Raw genomic sequence first — 18,356 nt, 5'->3', positions numbered from 1 at the left:
GTCCTCTCCTCAAGCCGTTGGGCGCCAACGGCGAAGCGTCAGAGCGTTGGCGACGACGCTGACGCTCGACAGCGCCATGGCCGCGCCGGCGATCACCGGGCTCAGATAACCAAAGGCCGCCAATGGGATGCCGATCAGATTGTAGATGAACGCCCAGAACAGCCCCTGGCGGATTTTGGCGTAGGTCCGCTTCGAGATGTCGATTGCGTCGGCGATCAGGCGCGGGTCGCCGCGCATCAGCGTGATGCCTGCTGCGTGCATGGCGACGTCCGTTCCCGTCGACATGGCGATGCCGACATCGGCTGCCGCGAGGGCAGGGGCGTCGTTGACCCCGTCGCCTACCATGGCGACCGTGCGGTCCTCTCCCCGCAACGCCGCCACCGCATCCGACTTTCCTTCCGGCAGGACATTGGCAACGAAGTCGTCAATGCCCAGCTTGGCGGCCGCTGCGCGCGCGCTTCCCGCATTGTCCCCGGTCAGCATCACGCTGCGTATGCCGCGGCCATGCAGCGCTGCCACGGCGGCCGCAGCGGAGGCCTTCACCTCGTCGCCGAACGCCAGGAGGCCGAGGAGGCGGCGTTCGGGTGCGCGTTCCGCGACCCAGGAGACCGTCCGTCCCTCCGCTTCCAGGCGGGCCGCCTCGGCGGCCAGCGGCGTCAGCGCTATATCCTCGTCTTCCATCAAGCGCGTGCTGCCGAGGATGAGGTGGCGTCCGTCGACCTCTGCAGCGACGCCGCGACCCGGCAGGCCGCGCATGCCTTCGGCGCTGGCGGGTTCGACGTCTTCCGAGCTGGCCCACGCCATGACCGCCCGAGCGAGCGGATGCTCGCTTCCGGCCTGAAGCGCCGCGGCGAGCGCGATGAGATCGGTGCGCTCGACCCCGGCGGCGGGCAGTCCGGCCAGCAGCGAGGGCTTGCCTTCGGTCAGCGTGCCGGTCTTGTCGAACGCAACGACATTGATGCGGTGCGCGGTCTCCAGCGCCTCGGCATCCTTGATGAGCACGCCGGCCCGCGCGGCAACGCCCGTACCGGCCATGATCGCGGTCGGAGTGGCTAGGCCGAGCGCGCACGGGCAGGCGATGACGAGCACCGCGACCGCGTTCAGGATCGCGACTTCCACTCCGGCGCCGGCGATCAGCCATCCGGCGAGGGTAAGCGCGGCTATGACGAGGACGATTGGCACGAACACGGCACTGACTTTGTCGACGAGCCGCTGGATCGGAGCCTTGGCGCCTTGCGCGCTTTCGACCAGGCGCACGATGCGGGCGAGGGTGGTCTCAGCCCCCACCGCCGTCGTCTCGACCAGGATGAGCCCGTCCGCGTTGATCGATCCGCCGGTCACTGGGTCTCCAGCGGCCTTGGCGACCGGAAGGCTCTCTCCGGTGAGCATGGATTCATCGACATGGGTCGCTCCCTCGATCAGTCGTCCATCGACGGGGATGCGCTCCCCGGGCCGGACGCGGACGCGGTCACCCGAGCGCACCTCCGCCAGGGCAATCTCTCGTTCGCTGCCGTCGGTGCCGACAACGCGAGCCTGGTCGGGCCGCAGCGCCATCAGCGCGCGGATCGCCTCTCCGGTCTGACGCTTGGCGCGGCCTTCGAGCCATTTGCCGAGCAGGATAAGGGTGATGACGACGGCCGAAGCCTCGAAGTAATAATGCGCGTCCATGCCGTGCATCGGCGCGAACAGCAGCTGGTAGAGGCTGAGCCCATAGGCGGCCGATGTGCCGATCGCGACCAGCAGGTCCATATTGCCGGTTCGGGCGCGCGCGGCCTTCCAACCCGCGCGATAGAAGCGCGCGCCCAGCCAGAACTGCACGGGCGTCGCGAGCAGCAGCCGGATCCAGCCCGGCACGGCCACCTCGATACCGAACGGGGCCAGCAGCATCGGAAAGACAAGCGGCAGCGACAGCGCCGCGGCGATCAGCACATGGCGGAGCTCTCTTGTTGCGGCGGCGTCGCGCCGGGCGTCCTCGGCGCCGCGTTCCGCCTCCGCCGATCCGGTGCGCGCCGATGCAGTGTAGCCAGCACTTTCGACAGCCTCGACCAAGACATAAGCGGGGACGTCACCCGCCGTTTCGATCCGCGCCGTCTCGGCCGCCAGGTTGACACTCGCGGAGCGGACGCCGGGCACTTTCAGCAGCGCCTTCTCGACCCGGGTGACGCAGGAGGCGCAGGTCATGCCGGTGATCGTCAGCTCGGTCGTCTGTGTCACCGGGGTGTAGCCCGCCGCAAGAACCGCATCGGCTACGGCAGCGACATCGGATCGTCCATCGACGAACTCGACATTCGCGCGCTCCGTCGCGAGATTGACCGAGACGCCGGCAACGCCCTGCACCCCGGCGATGGCGCGCTCCACCCGCCCGACGCACGTCGCGCAGGTCATGCCATCGATGGCCAGCGACAGCCTTTCGTCGCTTCTCGTCTGTGCCTGCATTGGCAGCTGCGCCCGGGCGTTCATGGTCGTCTCCACTACTGAGTCGACGGCCTTATGGTCCCTCACATTGTGTCAAGGTCAACAGCTAAATTCACCTCTTGACCCTGACACAGTGTCAAGCCCCATATTTGTTTCATCCACCTTATGGGAGAACGAAGATGATCGACTTCAAAGTTCAGGGAATGACCTGCGGAGGCTGTGCGCGCGGTGTGACCAACGCGCTTCAGCGCGTCGATGCCAATGCCGTCGTCAACATCGATTTGGCGAGAAAGACCGTTTCGGTAAACTCGACGGCCGATGTACAGCAGCTCAAGCAGGCCATCGAGAAAGCCGGCTTCGCGGTGACGCAATAAAGCCCCATTTTGCCTAAGGGATTTGCGGGGCGGGCGCGTAAAACAATTGTGCGGTGATCCGCACGCGCCCGCCTCGCGATCATAAGTACAGGGGGACTGTATGCGTTCCGCAGCACAATGAATGAGGGTGGCAGATTGATGACCGACGGTGAGCGCAGTGGGTCAGGGAGCGACAAGGACGCCCTCGAAGTCGTCCTCATCACAGGTGCGAGCGGCTTTACAGCCGCCGCGCTAGTTGCCCAGCCGAGGGAACGCTACACGGTTGTCGGCCTGGATCGTGTCGGTCCTCCAGACCCGCGGCCGCCCGCGTCGGCAATCGGCTATGACATCACGGGCAACCCCAATCCGCTCTACGACAAGGCCACCGTGCACGACACCCGCCGGCTGATTGACGGGCTCCGGTCGTTCGACGTCGAGCAATTCGTCTTCGCCAGCACAATGCTGGTTCATAAGCCTGCCGCCACTCCGGAAGAGCGCATCAGCGAGGAGTCGCCAATCGGTGCGTCCTAGGCGTATCCACAGTCGAAAGTTGTTGCCGAAGCACTGCTGCACGCGAGGCGCGGTAAGATTCCCGTCGTCTTCCTCCCCGCCGCCGGAGTTTACGACGGCGACGGGCGCTCGGCGTTACTCGCGCAGCAGATATCCCAGATCTACGAGCATCGCGTGATCTCGCACTTTTATCACGGGATGCTGCGTGCGGCATCGGCGCACCGCGACGACTTGGCCGATGCCGTGCTTCGCCTGGTCGATCGGCGGCACGACCTTTCGGCCGAGCTGCCGCTGCTCATCGGCGCGCCCGGCTATGCCGAGATCCAGGACATCGTGGGCGAGGCGCTCGACGGCGAGGTCCGGAAGACTATCCGGATTCCGTAGCCGCTCGCGAAGGCCGGGATCATCCTGCAGAACGAAGCGCTCGGCAGCGACGACTTCATCCAGCCCTGGATGATCGACAGCAGCAACGACCACTATATCCTCGATATCTCCCGCGCGCGTTCGCTGCTCGGATGGTAGCCGAAACACAGTCTCCGCGACACGCTGCCCGCGATCGTCACCGCTCGCTTTCACACTCACTGCCGCTACTGGATCGGCCAGCGTGGATGCAGCTCGTCGATCACGAACGCGTGGCGGGCGCGACCGCCCGGATGCCCTTCGAGAAGATGGGGATGATCGAGTGGCAGATCGTCATGCCTGTGTGCTACCACTTCGGCGTCTTCACTGGGCCAGATGCGGAACGCAATCACCGTGCCGATTAGCGCCAGCACAGCGGCCGCAGCGAACGCGGCGCCCATGCCGCCGAATGCGCCGATCTGACCTGCCAGTGGATAGGCAATTAGCCAGCACACATGGCTAAGCGCGAATTGCGCTGCAAACAGGGCGGGCCGATCCTGCCCGCCCGAAGAGCGGCGTAGCAGCCGGCCACCAGGCGTAATGCTGGCCGAATAGGCAATGCCAAGTGCTAACCAGCCCACGAGGATCACGCCCCAATAATGGGGGGCGGCGTGGTCCTGCCAAGACAAGGCGAGCGCCGCCAGCGTGACCGTCATAGCCGAAGCGGCCGACAGCATCACTGTCCGATCGGAGAGCCGTTCAAGCAAACGCGGCAGCAACAGCGCCGCCAGCATCGAGCCGCCACCGAAAGCGGCGAGCGTGATCGCCATCGCGCTCTGTCCACGCCCAAGGGCCGACTGTACCAGCACTGGCGTATTAACAATCACCATCGCACTGGCCGCGGCGGCTGCAAGAGTCACGGCGAGCAGGCCACGAAGCCGAGGCGTTTTGAGGTAAAGCCGGGCGCCGCGCGTGGTATTATAATAGATGCCGCCCGTCGGCCGGCTGGCAGCGGCCCGCGGAAGCACGGTCGTCAACACAAGAAGGGCCGAACAGGCAAAACCGATTGCAGTGCCTGAGAACAGCCAGTGGAAGCTCATAACCGTAAGCAGCGCGGCAGCGAGCATCGGGCTTGTCAGGCTTTCCATGTCATAGGCGAGGCGAGAGAGGGACAGCGCCTTAGTATAGTCCTGTTCCTCGGGCAGCACGTCAGGGATGGTCGCCTGGAAGGTCGGCGTGAACCCTGCCGAAGCCGATTGCAGCACGAAGATCAGTACGTAGATTTGCCACACCTGATCGATGAAGGGCAGCGCGAGCGCGACCAGGCAACGGATCAGGTCCATCGCGATGAGGAAACTACGGCGCGGCAATCGGTTTGCATAGGCGCCGACAATCGGGGCCACACCGATATAAGCGATCATCTTGATCGCCATCGCTGTGCCCAGCACGGCACCCGCGTCAGCACCAGCGATGTCATAGGCGAGCAGGCCCAACGCGACGGTAGCGAGGCCGGTGCCGATCAGCGCGATGATCTGGGCCAAGAACAGATGGCGATAGGTTCGGTTGGCCAATATTTTGAGCATGGCTACCTCGTTGGGCCCGTGAGACTGGTCTGCAGCCTCATGCGGTCAGATAACCATGCGCCACCATCAGCACTAGATAGCGTCCGGATTTGGCGATCGTGACCAGCAGGAGGAAGCGGGAAAGCGGCGTGCGCAAGACGCCGGCGATAAGCGTCAGGGGATCGCCGATGATGGGCAGCCATGAGAACAGCAGGGAAAGCGCGCCGAACCGGCGATAGCGCCTTTCCGCTTTCGCCATTGCGGTCTCCGAGACCGGGAACCAGCGGGCGCCGCGATGATGCGCGAGAAAGCGGCCAAGCGCCCAGTTGAGTGTTGAGCCCAGCACATTGCCCACCGACGCGGCCAGGAGCAGCGGGACCGGCTCGAACCTTCCGGAAGCCAGCATGGCGAGCAGCAGCAGTTCGGATTGTGCCGGCAGCAGGGTTGCAGCAACCAGCGCAGCCAGAAACAGGCCAGGATAACCCAGCGCGAGAAGATCGATGTCCGGCAGCTGAAAACTCTCCGGTAAAACGCATGACGCCGACGATCCCACCGCGCTGTTCATGAGGGCTCGCACGGCGGGATTCGATCGGACGAGATGCAGCGATGTCAGACAACCCGCTTGATCTCACTATAGGCGCCCTCGGTGCGTAGCATGATCGTCACCGGGGCACCCGAACGGTTGCGCCAGAACCAGCCGTGGCTGCCGTCGAATGCGGCGACGAGATCGCCTTGCTCGCCGGTCGACGCTTGGCCCTTGCCATAACCATGATAGGAGATGCCCGGAGCGTCCGCGTGGGTGTCGTAATTGACGTGGCCGCCCTCTACCGACCAGTTGAAGACGACACGGGCGCCCTTACTGGCCTTGAACTTGACCTCCGCGCCTTCGCCTGGCGCAAGTGTCAGGCGCGTCGTGTCGGTGCGCCCATCGGCTTCGCTCGCGAGGGGCACCTTCGGGGGCGCGGCTACCGGTTGCACGCTGCCGCCTGCAGCCTGCTCCACCTTTGCGAGGGCTGGCGCCTGCGCCGCCACTGCATCGGCGGCGGCGTTCTGTGCTGTTTCTTCAGCCAGCTGGACTTTGATTTCGCCCATCTGGGTAAGGCCCAGCGCGCGGCCGGCTCCGGTGGGATCGACACCATATTCCGAGGGCAGAATGACCGCGACGAGAAGGGCGCTGGCGGAGATGGCGGCAACGAGTGTCGCCCGGATCAATTGCCGATTGGTGGGCAGGTCGTCGAGATTGGGACGTTGGGCGTTGAACATGGTCGAAACCTCCTTGAAATCAGGCGACGGCAAAGCCGACGAGCTGGTAGCCGACCAGCACGAAGCCGGCGGCCATCAGGATGGTGTTGGCGGCGAAGGCGTGGCGCATGAAACTTGAGGTCCGGCGCCAGTAGCCCATCAGGATCAGGATGGCGCCGAGCGCGAGAAGTTGCCCGATCTCGACGCCGATATTGAAGGCGATCAGGTTGGCGAGCAGGCCGTCACTTGAAATCTCGAACTCAAGAATCTTTGTCGCCAGGCCGAACCCGTGGAAGAAGCCGAACACCAGCGTCGCGACCTTGGTATTGGGTTGGAAGCCGAACCAGCGCTGGAACGCGCCAAGATTGTCGAGCGCCTTATAGACAACCGACAGGCCGATGATTGCGTCGATGAGATAGGCGTTGGCGCTGATCCCCATCAGCACGCCGAACAGCATGGTCGTCGAATGGCCGATCGCGAACAGCGTCACGTAAAGACCGATGTCCTTCATCCGGTAGAGGAAGAAGATCACGCCGAACAGGAACAGCAGATGGTCGTAGCCCGTGACCATGTGCTTGGCGCCCAGATACACGAACGGGAGAAACAGGACGCCGCTGCTTTCCTGGATATAGCCCTTGTCGCCTTCCGCGACATTGTGGGCGAACGCCTCGACCCTGAGGCAGAAGGAAAAAGCAAGCAGCCCGAGGGCGATCATCAGCCTGCTTCGTGAGATATGCTGGGTAAGGGTTGCGTATAAGCTCATCGGAGAACTCCTTGGCCGGTCTCTCGCGCGCCGCCGGGCGCAGGCGGGAGCGGTGAGCTGCCCCCTTCTGAGTGGTCCATTGACTATGAGAGTCTGGACCAAGGAAGGGACGACGTATGCCTGCGAAGAAGCACAAGCCGGAGGAGATCATCGGCAAGCTGCGTGAGGTGGAGATTATGCTGGGCCAGGGCGGCACGACTGCCGAGGCGTGCCGGCGGATCGCGGTCAGCGAACAGACCTACTATCGCTGGCGCAAGGAATATGGCGGCCTGAAAACGGATCAGGTGCGGCGGATGAAGGACCTGGAGAAGGAGAATCTGCGGCTGCGCCGCGCGATCTCCGATCTGACGCTGGATAAGCTCATCCTTCAGGAGGCCGCCAAGGGAAACTTCTGAGCCCCGCACGGCGTCGGCGCTGCATCGACCAGGTCCGGGAGGTGCTGGATGTATCCGAGCGGCGAGTGTGCCGCGTGCTCGGCCAGCACCGGTCGACGCAACGCAAGGTGCCATGCGGGGCAGATGACGAGGAGGCGCTGACCGACGACATCGTCGCGCTGGCCAAGCAGTATGGGCGCTATGGCTATCGCCGGGTGACAGCATTGCTGCATGCGTCCGGCTGGTCGGTGAACCATAAGCGGGTCGAGCGGATCTGGCGGCGCGAGGGGCTCAAGGTGCCGCAGCGCCAACCGAAACGCGGCCGGCTGTGGTTGAACGATGGCTCATGCATCCGGCTGCGGCCGGAGTATCCGGGGCATGTATGGGCCTACGACTTCGTCGAGGAACGAACCCATGACGGACGCAAGTTCCGCATCCTGACCATCATCGACGAGGCCAGCCGCGAGTGCCTGGCGCTGGTCGTCGCGCGCCAGCTCCGCCACGAAGACGTGCTGGCAGCGCTGGCCGAGTTGTTCATCGAGCGTGGTCCGCCAGCGCATATCAGATCCGACAACGTCCTATGTGGGGAAGCAGCGGCGGGTTTTGGCCAGCAGATATCCATGCGCCGACAACCATCGGCGCGACATGCAATCTGAGCCAGATGGCTCCCACCGTCAACGGGATCGCTCCCTGCCATAGCAAACACAGGATCCAGCGGCGCCGGAGCGGCCGTGGTCCTCACCATCCTTAAAACGAGATACGCACCCAGGTGGAAGGCCCGAACATTATCTATAGGGTCGCTCGACGAGCGCCCTCACGGCACTTGCAGAGAGGGGTCCTTCCACCTGGCATCCGACCGTTCGAGGAACGGCCGGTACTCTGTCCCCGTCTTGATGACGGCGTGAGCCACGCGCGCCATCTTGGCGGTGAGCGCCGTCATCGCCTTGCGGCGACGGTCGGCATCGTCCGCGTGCCCGGCGGTGTACCGTCCGAGCTTGTCGCGGAAGCTGTTGTCGCGCTGACGCGCGGCGACCTGGGCAGCCATCCAGAAGGTGCGGCGCAGGCGCGCGTTGCCGTATTTGGACAGCTTGGTGCGGCCGCGGAACGTACCCGATTGGCAGGTCGCGAGATCGAGGCCGCAAAACTTCAGGAACTGGCGATGATGGTTGAAGCGGCGCAGATCACCGGCCTCGGCCAGGATGGTCAGCGCGTTGATCGGACCGATGCCCGGAATGTTGCGCAGCAGCTGGTAGTCGACGTCATCGGCGAGCCGCGTATGGGCCAGTCGCTCGATTTCGTCGCGCTGCTGGATCAGGCTGCGGCCTTGGGCGATGACCATGCGGAACATGGTGATGGCGGCTGAGTCCTCCGGCACCGGCAGTGCCGTAGAGGCGGACGCCGTCTCGTAGATGTCGTTGATAAGGCGTGCCTTGGAGACCTTGCGGCCGATGAGCGGCCAGGCCGCGGCCGAGAACGCTTCGCGGTCCAGCGCCGTGATACTGGCCGGTGTCGGAAACCGCTCGATGAGCGCGAGAAACCAGTCGGACCGGCTGTTGCCTGCAAAGCGGGCGATCTCGGGAAAGTATAGCGGCAGGTAGTGGGTCAGGATCCGGTGCCAGGTCTGCGTTTTCATCCTGGAGATCGTCTCGTGGGTCTTCGAGAGTTCCTGCAGGTCATTGATGCCCGCGGCGAGCGGGTCGACGTAGCGCTGCGTCGCGCCGATCCGCAGCATGTGGAGGATGACCTGCGCGTCCTTGGGGTCGTTCTTGTCCCAGCCGTTGTGCAACGCCTCGCGCGTTCGGGCGAGCGCGACCGACGAGATGAGGCGCAGCTCGAACCCCGCCGTCAGCAGCCGATGTGCCAGCGTGCGATGGTAATTACCCGTCGCCTCGAACCCGACGACGATAGGGCGACCGATGGCGGCGAGCTGCTCGGCGAAGCCGTCATAGTCCTCCTTGGTCGCCATGACGGTCATCCGCCGGCGCCGGCCGCCTTCCGGTCGCTCGATGAGGACCTCCTGCCGCTTCTTGGACATATCGATGGCTACCAGCACGGCGCCGGCAGGCGTAGAGGTGAGCTTGGTCATGGTCGGTTAGCCTCCAAAGTGTTGTCTCGACAACCTCACTTTAGATACCTGCTGACCGGCCATGGCTTGCCCTGATGAAGCCTGCGGCCGCTTCGCGGCCTTGTCTTCATCAGGGCCATAGCGGCTCCCGAACCAGCGCTTCCCGATGTGCTACGGCAGCGAGTTCATCGCCACCGCCGTCCAAACCTGGCTCGGGCAGATCGGCGTGAAGACGCTCTACATCGCGCCGGGCTCGCCATGGGAGAACGGCTACAACGAGAGCTTCAACGGCTCGCTGCGCGACGAACTGCTGAACGGCGAGATTTTCTACAGCCTCGCCGAGGCCAGGGTGCTGATCGAGGCATGGCGGCGTCACTACAACACCGTCCGGCCGCACAGCAGCCTTGGCTACCGACCACCGGCTCCGGAAGCGGCAACACCGCCATTGCCGGCCTCCGGTTCCGCTTCGCTCCACCTCCGACCGGCAATGGCGGCGGAGACGACAATGCACTAACTATCAACCCGGACCACCCGGTGGGGGCTGCTCAAGCGGAGAGGATCTGGCTGGGATCATGGATGCATTGCGGTGGAAGTCACCGCGAATGCCACTCGCCTATAATCGCAACCTTGCTGCAGAGCAGGGCGCAGCGGGCAGGCTGATGGCGAAGATCGGCTGATGGGGTCGCTGGTCGACTCGATTGCAGGAGGGCGTCGCTCCCCAAGCAACCTCATCGGACCGGCATGAGCTTATGGAGCTGGCCGGTGGCCCTTGCCAGCAGCGGCACAATGGTCCGTGTTTCAGGGAAGGGGGCTTGAGATCGCCTTGATGGCCTTCAATCCCGTTCCAAAACGAGCGATCGCGTCCCTGTTTCTCTCCAGCTCGCCATAGGGCAGATAGGCGAAGTCGAGATCGGCAATACGGCTGAAAGCCGGGCGACGGAGTTGCGCGCGAACGTCCTGCTCGCGCGCATTCGGTGCGACCAGGAATAGCCCGGCGGCAGCGTGCAGATCGCTCCCCGACAGCGCCAGATCGAGCATGCGCACGATCCCCGAGTAGATCGAGGTCGAATGTTCAACCTCGAACGCGGCGGCGACGCCGTCGCCACCCTTCGCCAGCCACAACACGTCGATGAGGCGGATCGAGTCCGCTCCGGGAGAGGTCGCAATGGCGTCTGGAAGGCGCTCGAGGCATCCCTGTCCAAGCGGGCAGCCAGCGTGAAGTCGACCGCGGTCATTGGCGGCGATCCACACATCGTAACCGAGGGCATGGCCGAGGTCGCGCAGCCAGGCCTGGATTTCGGCGTGCGTGCGATCGGTTTCGCCCTGCGCGGCGGCTGTCTTGTCGAGCCGGCTTGCCTCCGCTCTGGCATGTTCCAATCTGCCGAGCCAGTCGTCGGCCGCCGTTGCGTCATCCTCCAGCGGTGGCGCGGGATAGCGGCCCGAGCCAATGTCGAACAACAGTCCGCCGATCGCGCCGAGATCGTTGGAGAGCAACTCGCGGTAACGGTCGTTGAGGTCGAGGATGCCGGCGCGCATGGCGAGAAAATGATCCCATGACCCGAGCTTCACCTTGGCGCCGGTGACGGCATTGTAGCCCTTGACGATCGCGGTATTGAAGGGCGGCACCAGCGTCGGGTGAAGGAAATAGAGCAGGTTGGCCGCCGCCGGCCCCAGCCCCTTGATCTTGAGCGCGTCTATGCTGCGGATGTGGCTGATGATCTCCTCGGCGGTATCGCAGCACGAGCAATTGTCGAGCAGGCGACCGAACGCCCGCTGGTTGTCCGGGCTTTCGTAGATGTCTGGAATGCGCAGCTTGGGCTTCCACAGCCAGGCATGGTCGGCGCCCTTGAAGATCTGCCGCTGTTCGGCGATCGAGTGGACAACCGTTTCCAGTGACGAGCCGCGATAGGCGACGCCGAACCGCCCACTTTCGATTTCTGCGACCACCTGCTGCAGCCCGCGACGGATGGAGCGGAAGTTTTTCAGCCGTTCGTCCCACAGAAACCAGGAGCGATAGGTGGCGCCGGGATCGTCTCGCCAACGACGGACAAGCTCGCTCACGAGATCATGATGTGTCGCGGGTAACAAGGTCATACTGGCTGGGTCATCTAAACTGGGCTCCTTGCCGTTCAGGCTATCGCGAGCAAGGGCGGCTTGCACGTTCAATGTGCGATCCGCGAAGCGTGCTCAAATTGTCGGTGATCGCGCAGGGAAACGCCGCTGGCATTGGGCGTTGCCGGTCGCAACCGTCGACCGGGCGCACAGCCAGGCAGACGGCCGGCACGGGCGTCGCCGCCCGGGAGCGGCGACGCAACCAGCTTTTTCCGGTCGAACTTAGCGGATCACTGCTTTGCGATCGCGGTGACCTCGCCATCGCTGCCCTTGAGCGAGAGGTCGAAATCGACCTTGTCGCCGACCTTGACCGCATCGGTGATCGACGGCGCGGCCTTGAACGCCATCGTCATCGCGGGCCACTTGGCCTCCGGGATCGGACCATGATTGAGCGTGATCGTGCCTGCCGCCTTGTCGATCGCGGTGACGGTGCCATGGCCCTTGGCCTTGATCGCGGCGTTCGCGTCAGGCGCCATAGACATGTTGCCCATGTCGCCGCTCATGGTCGCGGCGGGCGCCGCCTCGTTGGTCTCAGTCGCAACGGGGGCCTCCGCCTTCTTGCCGCACGCGGCAGTCAGGGCGGCGAGGCCGAGGGCAATGGTCAGTCGTGCATGGTTCATCGTCTTCTCCTTCATGATGAAACGGGTTGAGGGATGGGATCGGTCTTGGGCCGGCGCAACAGCAGGTAGGCGGCGGGCAGGACGAACATTGAGAGCAAGGGCGCGGTCAGCATGCCGCCGATCATCGGCGCGGCAATCCGGCTCATGACCTCCGAACCCGCGCCTGATCCCAGCAGGATCGGCAGCAGGCCGGCCAGGATCACCGCCACCGTCATCGCCTTGGGACGGACGCGCAGCAGCGCGCCTTCGCGCACGGCGGCCTCGACCTCGGCAGCGTCCGGATGTGCGCCGCGCTCGGCCAGCGCGTTCTTGAGATAGATCAGCATCACCACCCCGAACTCGGCGGAGACGCCGGCGAGCGCGATGAACCCGACCCCGGTGGCGATCGACTGGTTGAACCCCAGCAGATAAAGCGTCCAGATGCCGCCGGTCAGCGCAAACGGCAGCGTCCCCATGATCAGCGCCGCCTCGTCGAAGCGGCCGAAGATGAGGTAGAGCAGCACGAAGATGATCAGCAGCGTCGCGGGCACGACCAGCTTCAAGCGGTCGACCGCGCGCTCGAGATATTCGAACTGGCCAGAGTAAGCGATGCTGACCCCAGGCGAGAGCCTGACCTGTTTCGCCACCGCACGCTGCAGATCGCCGACCACCGAGGCAAGATCGCGCCCGCGCACATCGACGTAGACCCAGGTCGAAGGCCGGGCATTCTCGGTCTTGAGCATCGGCGGTCCCTCGGCGATCGAGACGTTTGCCACGGTGCCCAAGGTGATCTGCTGGCCCGCGGGCGTCAGGATCGGTAGCGCCCGCAGCCTTTCGAGGCTGTCGCGCAATTCGCGCGGATAGCGCACGCTGATCGGATAGCGGGCGAGGCCCTCGACCGTCTCGCCGATCGTCTCGCCGCCGATCGCGCCGGAGACGATGGCCTGGACGTCGGCGATGTTGAGCCCGAACCGCGCGGCGGCGGCGCGGTCTATGTCGACATCGACATAGCGTCCGCCGGTCAGCCGCTCGGCGAGCGCCGAGCTGACGCCGGGCACGCTCCTGGCCACGGTCTCGACATCATGCGCGATGCGGTCGAGCTCGGCGAGGTCACTGCCCGACACCTTGACCCCGATCGGGCTCTTGATGCCCGTCGCGAGCATGTCGATGCGGTTGCGGATCGGCGGCACCCAGATATTGGCGAGACCCGGAAGCTTCACCCGGCGATCGAGCTCGTCGACAAGGCGTTCGGGCGTCATGCCCGACCGCCACTGGTCGCGGGGCTTGAATTGGATCGTCGTCTCGAACATTTCGAGCGGCGCGGGATCGGTCGCGGTCTCGGCGCGGCCGGCCTTGCCGAACACGCTTTCGACTTCGGGCACGGTCTTGATCAGGCGGTCGGTCTGCTGGAGCAGCTCACTCGCCTTGGCGGCCGAGAGGCCCGGCAGCGCCGAGGGCATGTAGAGCAGGTCGCCCTCGTCGAGATTGGGCATGAACTCGCCGCCGAGCCGGCTGAGCGGCCAGGCCGTGGTGGCGAACACCAGAGCCGCGATCAGCAGCACTGCCTTGGGCCGCTTCATCGTCCAGTCGATCGCGGGCCGGTAGATATTGGTGAGCCAGCGATTGACCGGATTGGCCTGCTCGGCCGGAATGCGGCCCCGGATCAGCCAGCCCATCAGGATCGGCACCAGGGTCACCGACAGGATCGCGGCCGCGCCCATCGCATAGGTCTTGGTGAAGGCGAGCGGCGCGAACAGCCGGCCTTCCTGCGCCTCCAGGGTGAAGACCGGAATGAACGACAGCGTGATGATCAGCAGGCTGAAGAACAGCGCCGGCCCGACCTCGGCCGCCGCCTCGGTGACGACGATCCAGCGCATCTCGCCATCGAGATGTCTGTCCGGGTGATCCTGCTCCCAGCGTTCGATCCTCTTGTGGGCGTTCTCGATCATGACGACCGCCGCATCCACCATCGCGCCGATGGCGATGGCGATGCCGCCCAGCGACATGATGTTGGCGTTCACCCCCTGGAACCGCATTACGACGAACGCGGCCAGCACACCGAGCGGCAAGGTCAGGATCGCGACCAGCGCCGAGCGGACGTGCCAGAGGAACAGGGCGCAGACCAATGCGACGACGATGAACTCCTCGACCAGCTTGCGGGTGAGGTTCTCGACCGCGCGATCGATCAGCTGCGAGCGGTCATAGACCGTGACCACCTCGACGCCCGGCGGCAGGCTTTTCCTGAGATCGGCGAGCTTGTCCTTGACCGCCGCGATGGTCTCACGGGCGTTCTTGCCTGACCGAAGAATAACGACGCCGCCGGCGACCTCGCCTTCGCCGTTCAGTTCGGCGATGCCGCGCCGCATCTCGGGGCCGACCTGGATCGTGGCGACATCGCCGAGCCGGACGGGCACGCCGCCCGCCGCAGTCTTGAGCGGGATTGCCCGGAAATCGTCGAGCGTTTTCAGATAGCCCGAGGCGCGGACCATATATTCGGCCTCGGCCATTTCCAGCACCGAGCCGCCGGCTTCCTGATTGGCTTGGCTGATCGCCTGCACTGCCTGGGCGTGGGTTACGCCGTAGGCCGCGAGCTTCACCGGATCGAGCAGCACCTGGTACTGCTTGACCATGCCGCCGATGCTGGCGACTTCGGCCACGCCGGTCACGGTCTTCAGCTCGTAGCGCAGGAACCAGTCCTGCAACCCGCGAAGCTGCGAGAGATCGTGCCGGCCGGTGCGGTCGACCAGCGCATATTCATAGACCCAGCCGACCCCGGTCGCGTCCGGCCCGAGCGCGCTGCGGGCGCTGGCCGGCAACCGACCCTGGACCTGGTTGAGATATTCGAGCACGCGGCTGCGCGCCCAGTAGAGATCGGTGCCGTCCTCGAAGATCACATAGACGAAGCTGTCGCCGAAGAAGCTATAGCCGCGCACCGTCTTGGCGCCGGGCACCGACAGCATGGTGGTGGTGAGCGGATAGGTGATCTGGTTCTCGACGATCTGCGGCGCCTGACCCGGATAGGAAGTGCGGATCACGACCTGCACGTCGGAAAGATCGGGCAGCGCGTCGATCGGGGTCGAGCGCACCGCCCACAGGCCCGCGCCGACCAGCGCGAGCATGCCGAGCACGACGAAGAAGCGGTTCCTCACCGACCAGCGGATGAGATGGGCGATCACTGGCCCGCCACCTTCGCCATATGCCGCAGCGTCGGTCCCGCCGGGGGCCGGTCGAACCCGAACCGGACCCGGTCACCCGCCTTGAAGCCGCGCGCGATGCCCGGATTGGCGAGCGCGAAGGTCATCGTCATCGCCGGCCAGTCGAGCGCGGGAACGGGCTCGTGGCTGAGCGTCACCGAATTGGCCGTGATCCGCTCGATCTTGCCCGTCGTCTCGTACAGCGTGGCTTTCGACGCCGGCGCGGCGATGGTCGCCGATGCCGCACCGCCGCCGATCGGCCGCGCCTCGATTCCCGACAGGCTCGCCTCGGAATCGATCAGGAACTGCCCCGAGACGACGACGTTCTCGCCGGGCGACAGGCCGGCAAGGATCTCGGTCTCGCCGCCTGCCTCGCGGCCGATGCGGACCTCGGCGGGATGATAGCGCCCGTCGCCTGCGGCCAGCATGACGAGCGTGCGCCTGCCCGTGCGGATCACCGCTTCGCTCGGCACCAGCAGCGCCGGCTTGGCATCGCCGCCAAGCGCGACGCTGGCGAACATGCCCGGCCGCAACCGGCCGTCCCGGTTGGGCAGCTCGATCCGCACGGTGAGCGTGCGGCTGTCGGCCTGCGTGGTCGGCAGGATCGCGATCACCCGGCCGGCGAAGCGCTCGCCGGGGAAGCCCGCCAGCGTGGTGCTGGCATTCTGGCCGACCCGGACATCGCCCGCGCGCGCTTCGGGCACCGCGGCATTGAGCCAGACGGTGCCGAGCCCGCTTACCTGGGCGAGCGTCTGGCCCATGGCGAGCGTCACGCCGGCACGGGCGTCGAGCGTCTGGATCGTGCCCGAGATCGGCGTCGTGATCGTCACCACGCCGTTCGGGCGTCCGCTCCGCTCGACGCTGGCGATGAGGCCGTCGGACATGCCCATCAGCCGCAGTCGCTGGCGCGCGGCCGCGGTGAGGTCGGGCTTGCCGAGCCGCCTGACGCTCAGATATTCGGTCTGCGCGCCGCCCCATTCGGGCAGGAGCAGGTCCGCGATCGGCGCGCCGGCGCGGACCACGTCCCCGGGCGCTCGCGCATAGACGCGGCTCACGAACCCGCCCGAACGCGCCTGGATGACGGCGACGTCGCGCTGGTTGAAGTCGATCGTGCCGGTGACCTCGAGGGCCGAGGCAAGGCTGCCCATCTTCGCCGCGACGACCCGCAATCCCAGGCTCTGCCGCGCGGCGGGATCGACGGCGACCGTGGGGGCCGCGCCGGCGCTTCCTCCGTCCGCGTATCGCGGCACGAGCTGCATATCCATGAAGGGCGACTTGCCGGGCTTGTCGAACTTCTGGTTGGGGAACATCGGATCGTACCAGTAAAGGACTTTGCCTGCCCCGGCGGGCGTGGTCGCCTCCGATTGCGGTGCCTGGCGATGGCCAGCCCAATAGCCTGTGCCGCCGGCCAGCAGCGCGACAGCCAGGATCGATGCGCCCCAGCGCAGCGCGGATTTATCGAGCGTCATGGCCGCTCCTCCCCATAGGTGATAGTGATGCGGACCGCGTCGCGCGCGACGTCGGCTTCGCGGTTGAGCGCCTCGACCTCGGCCTCCGCGAGCCCGAGCGTCGTGAGCAGCGCGGCGCCAAGGTCGAGCTTGCCGGCGCCATAGCTGTCGCGGTCGAGCTCGGCGCGGTGCCTGGCGAGTGGCACCAGCGTCTCGCGGGCATTGCGCAACCGGGAGAGATGCATGGCATGGTCTGCGAGATCGGCGTCGAGCTGCGCCACCAGCTCGCGGCGGATCGCCTCGCGGTCGAACCGACCCCCTTGCGCAAGGCTCTCGCTTGCAGCGATCCTGGGGTTCTGGCGCTTGCCGGCGAACAGCGGCAGGTCGATCGACACGCCGACCGAGGCCATGTCGCCGTACATGGGATCGCGCCGGCCATAGGTGACGCCGACCTTCCAGTCGGGGCGCTTGTCGGCGCGCGCGAGACGCACGTCCGCTTCGGCGACTGCGATCCGCGCGTCCTGCGCGCGCAGGGCGGGAAGCGCATCGATCCCGGCCCGCAGCCGGATCGGATCGACATCGAGCATCGGCGGGTCGCCCGTCGCCTGCGGGTCGGGGTCGCCGGTATAGCGCGCGAGCCGGGCCCGCGCCTGCGCCACCACCGCAGCCATCTCGGCGCGGCGATCGGCGATGGCGGCGCGGAGCTGGTCGGGCTCGAGCGCCTGGCTCGGGCGCGCGCTGCCCGACGCCAGGCGTGCGGTCACGGTCTTCTGCAGGTCGTCGAGGCTGGCATCGAGCAGGTCGAGCTGCCGGAGCCGGCGTTCTCCATAATAGAGATCGACCCAGGCGAGGGCGGTCTCGAGCCGCACGTTGCGGCCTTCGACCAGCTCGCCCGCCTCGGCGATACCGATATCGGCCGCGGCGCGCGCGGCGCGTGCATGGCGCTTGGCGAGATTGGGGAAGGTCTGGCTGAACCCGATCGTCGCCATAGTGAAATCGTCGCGCGTGAAGCTGCCGGCATTGGGGCCGCTCACCGGGAAGTTCTGCAGGCCCAGGTCGAGCGTCGGATCGGGCAGGCGATCGGCCGCGACCGCCGAAGAGCGGGCGCCGGCTGTCGCCGCCGCGCGCGCCTTGAGGCTTGGCGCGTTGGCGGCAGCGAGCCTCACTGCCTGCTCGTAGGTGAGCGGGCCGGCCGACACCGGCACGGCCCAGGCGCTCGCAAGCGTCGCACCGATAGAGAGCAACAGGCGTCGCACAGCGCGCCTCGGCATCATGATCATGGATATCATCCCCTCATGACAGAGGCGGCGCGCCAAGATGTGACGCGCCGCTCCGGAGCGGGTTTAGCCCTTGTCCGACCTGACTGCGCCGCGCATGCAG

The 18,356-nt window shown here is 65.9% G+C and carries 13 protein-coding genes and 4 pseudogenes; 5 read left to right on the top strand and 12 right to left on the bottom strand.

What is annotated here, in order from left to right; translation table 11 throughout:
- Window positions 1-9 precede the first annotated feature (9 nt).
- A complete protein-coding gene (locus tag NX02_RS29685) occupies window positions 10-2,460 on the bottom strand; it encodes a heavy metal translocating P-type ATPase (RefSeq protein WP_047100471.1) in 2,451 nt (816 codons plus the stop codon).
- A 137-nt stretch (window positions 2,461-2,597) separates the two neighbouring features.
- Here NX02_RS29685 and NX02_RS29680 point away from each other — a divergent pair, with 137 nt between their 5' ends.
- Entirely contained in the window at window positions 2,598-2,789 is a 192-nt protein-coding gene (locus NX02_RS29680) for a heavy-metal-associated domain-containing protein (RefSeq protein WP_425424062.1), read from the top strand.
- A gap of 138 nt (window positions 2,790-2,927) precedes the next feature.
- Window positions 2,928-3,299, top strand: a complete 372-nt coding sequence (locus tag NX02_RS33815) for a Rossmann-fold NAD(P)-binding domain-containing protein (RefSeq protein ID WP_030541578.1) — start codon at window positions 2,928-2,930, stop codon at window positions 3,297-3,299.
- A 114-nt stretch (window positions 3,300-3,413) separates the two neighbouring features.
- Here the strand turns inward: NX02_RS33815 and NX02_RS33810 are convergent, their stop codons facing one another.
- From NX02_RS33810 to NX02_RS29655, 5 genes are all read right to left on the bottom strand, one after another.
- Window positions 3,414-3,755, bottom strand: a complete 342-nt coding sequence (locus NX02_RS33810) for a hypothetical protein (protein WP_030541579.1) — start codon at window positions 3,753-3,755, stop codon at window positions 3,414-3,416.
- A 110-nt stretch (window positions 3,756-3,865) separates the two neighbouring features.
- Entirely contained in the window at window positions 3,866-5,200 is a 1,335-nt protein-coding gene (locus NX02_RS29670; RefSeq protein WP_030541580.1) for an MFS transporter, read from the bottom strand.
- Between the two features lie 37 nt (window positions 5,201-5,237).
- Window positions 5,238-5,744 carry a YqaA family protein gene (locus NX02_RS29665; RefSeq protein ID WP_081856854.1) on the bottom strand — a complete coding sequence of 169 codons (507 nt, stop codon included), beginning with the start codon at window positions 5,742-5,744 and terminating at the stop codon, window positions 5,238-5,240.
- Between the two features lie 44 nt (window positions 5,745-5,788).
- Entirely contained in the window at window positions 5,789-6,442 is a 654-nt protein-coding gene (locus NX02_RS29660) for a hypothetical protein (protein ID WP_047100470.1), read from the bottom strand.
- A gap of 19 nt (window positions 6,443-6,461) precedes the next feature.
- Complete coding sequence (locus NX02_RS29655; protein ID WP_226018252.1) at window positions 6,462-7,136, bottom strand: HupE/UreJ family protein; 675 nt, start codon at window positions 7,134-7,136, stop codon at window positions 6,462-6,464.
- Window positions 7,137-7,300: 164 nt separating this feature from the next.
- On the opposite strand from NX02_RS29655, the pseudogene NX02_RS31905 reads away from it, so the two are divergent.
- Window positions 7,301-8,133, top strand: a pseudogene (locus NX02_RS31905) (IS3 family transposase); the annotation flags it as partial.
- Between the two features lie 214 nt (window positions 8,134-8,347).
- Here the strand turns inward: NX02_RS31905 and NX02_RS29640 are convergent.
- Window positions 8,348-9,644, bottom strand: a pseudogene (locus NX02_RS29640) (IS110 family RNA-guided transposase).
- Between the two features lie 154 nt (window positions 9,645-9,798).
- On the opposite strand from NX02_RS29640, the pseudogene NX02_RS29635 reads away from it, so the two are divergent.
- Together NX02_RS29635 and NX02_RS33805 are read left to right on the top strand one after the other, a co-directional pair.
- Window positions 9,799-10,137, top strand: a pseudogene (locus tag NX02_RS29635) (integrase core domain-containing protein); the annotation flags it as partial.
- 31 nt (window positions 10,138-10,168) lie between these two features.
- Window positions 10,169-10,300: pseudogene (locus NX02_RS33805) on the top strand (integrase); the annotation flags it as partial.
- 121 nt (window positions 10,301-10,421) lie between these two features.
- On the opposite strand, the gene NX02_RS29630 reads toward NX02_RS33805, so the two are convergent.
- From NX02_RS29630 to NX02_RS29610, 5 genes are all read right to left on the bottom strand, one after another.
- Window positions 10,422-11,717, bottom strand: a complete 1,296-nt coding sequence (locus tag NX02_RS29630) for a hypothetical protein (RefSeq protein WP_013039108.1) — start codon at window positions 11,715-11,717, stop codon at window positions 10,422-10,424.
- Between the two features lie 248 nt (window positions 11,718-11,965).
- Window positions 11,966-12,355: a copper-binding protein gene (locus NX02_RS29625; protein WP_245648915.1), complete on the bottom strand. Its 390-nt coding sequence runs from the start codon at window positions 12,353-12,355 to the stop codon at window positions 11,966-11,968.
- An 11-nt stretch (window positions 12,356-12,366) separates the two neighbouring features.
- Window positions 12,367-15,510, bottom strand: coding sequence for an efflux RND transporter permease subunit (locus NX02_RS29620; protein ID WP_007406408.1), 3,144 nt, complete (start codon window positions 15,508-15,510; stop codon window positions 12,367-12,369).
- Window positions 15,507-16,997 (bottom strand): efflux RND transporter periplasmic adaptor subunit, encoded by a 1,491-nt coding sequence (locus NX02_RS29615; RefSeq protein WP_007406384.1) that lies wholly within the window; start codon window positions 16,995-16,997, stop codon window positions 15,507-15,509. The genes NX02_RS29620 and NX02_RS29615 overlap by 4 nt, the downstream gene beginning before the upstream one ends.
- On the bottom strand, window positions 16,994-18,256 hold the full coding sequence (locus NX02_RS29610; RefSeq protein ID WP_013039107.1) for a TolC family protein: 1,263 nt from the start codon (window positions 18,254-18,256) through the stop codon (window positions 16,994-16,996). Before NX02_RS29610 ends, NX02_RS29615 begins: the two co-directional genes overlap by 4 nt.
- Window positions 18,257-18,356 lie beyond the last annotated feature (100 nt).

The sequence above is a fragment of the Sphingomonas sanxanigenens DSM 19645 = NX02 genome, assembly GCF_000512205.2.
Taxonomy (GTDB): domain Bacteria; phylum Pseudomonadota; class Alphaproteobacteria; order Sphingomonadales; family Sphingomonadaceae; genus Sphingomonas_D; species Sphingomonas_D sanxanigenens.
This window is presented reverse-complemented; position numbering and strand designations above follow the sequence as displayed.

Excerpts from the sequence above, each read along its gene's own strand:
- NX02_RS29685 (WP_047100471.1), bottom strand. The coding sequence starts at position 2,460 with ATGAACGCCCGGGCGCAGCTGCCAATGCAGGCACAGACGAGAAGCGAC.
- NX02_RS33815 (WP_030541578.1), top strand. The coding sequence starts at position 2,928 with ATGACCGACGGTGAGCGCAGTGGGTCAGGGAGCGACAAGGACGCCCTC.
- NX02_RS29670 (WP_030541580.1), bottom strand. The coding sequence starts at position 5,200 with ATGCTCAAAATATTGGCCAACCGAACCTATCGCCATCTGTTCTTGGCC.
- NX02_RS29665 (WP_081856854.1), bottom strand. The coding sequence starts at position 5,744 with ATGAACAGCGCGGTGGGATCGTCGGCGTCATGCGTTTTACCGGAGAGT.
- NX02_RS29660 (WP_047100470.1), bottom strand. The coding sequence starts at position 6,442 with ATGTTCAACGCCCAACGTCCCAATCTCGACGACCTGCCCACCAATCGG.
- NX02_RS29655 (WP_226018252.1), bottom strand. The coding sequence starts at position 7,136 with ATGATCGCCCTCGGGCTGCTTGCTTTTTCCTTCTGCCTCAGGGTCGAG.
- NX02_RS29630 (WP_013039108.1), bottom strand. The coding sequence starts at position 11,717 with ATGACCTTGTTACCCGCGACACATCATGATCTCGTGAGCGAGCTTGTC.
- NX02_RS29625 (WP_245648915.1), bottom strand. The coding sequence starts at position 12,355 with ATGAACCATGCACGACTGACCATTGCCCTCGGCCTCGCCGCCCTGACT.
- NX02_RS29615 (WP_007406384.1), bottom strand. The coding sequence starts at position 16,997 with ATGACGCTCGATAAATCCGCGCTGCGCTGGGGCGCATCGATCCTGGCT.
- NX02_RS29610 (WP_013039107.1), bottom strand. The coding sequence starts at position 18,256 with ATGATCATGATGCCGAGGCGCGCTGTGCGACGCCTGTTGCTCTCTATC.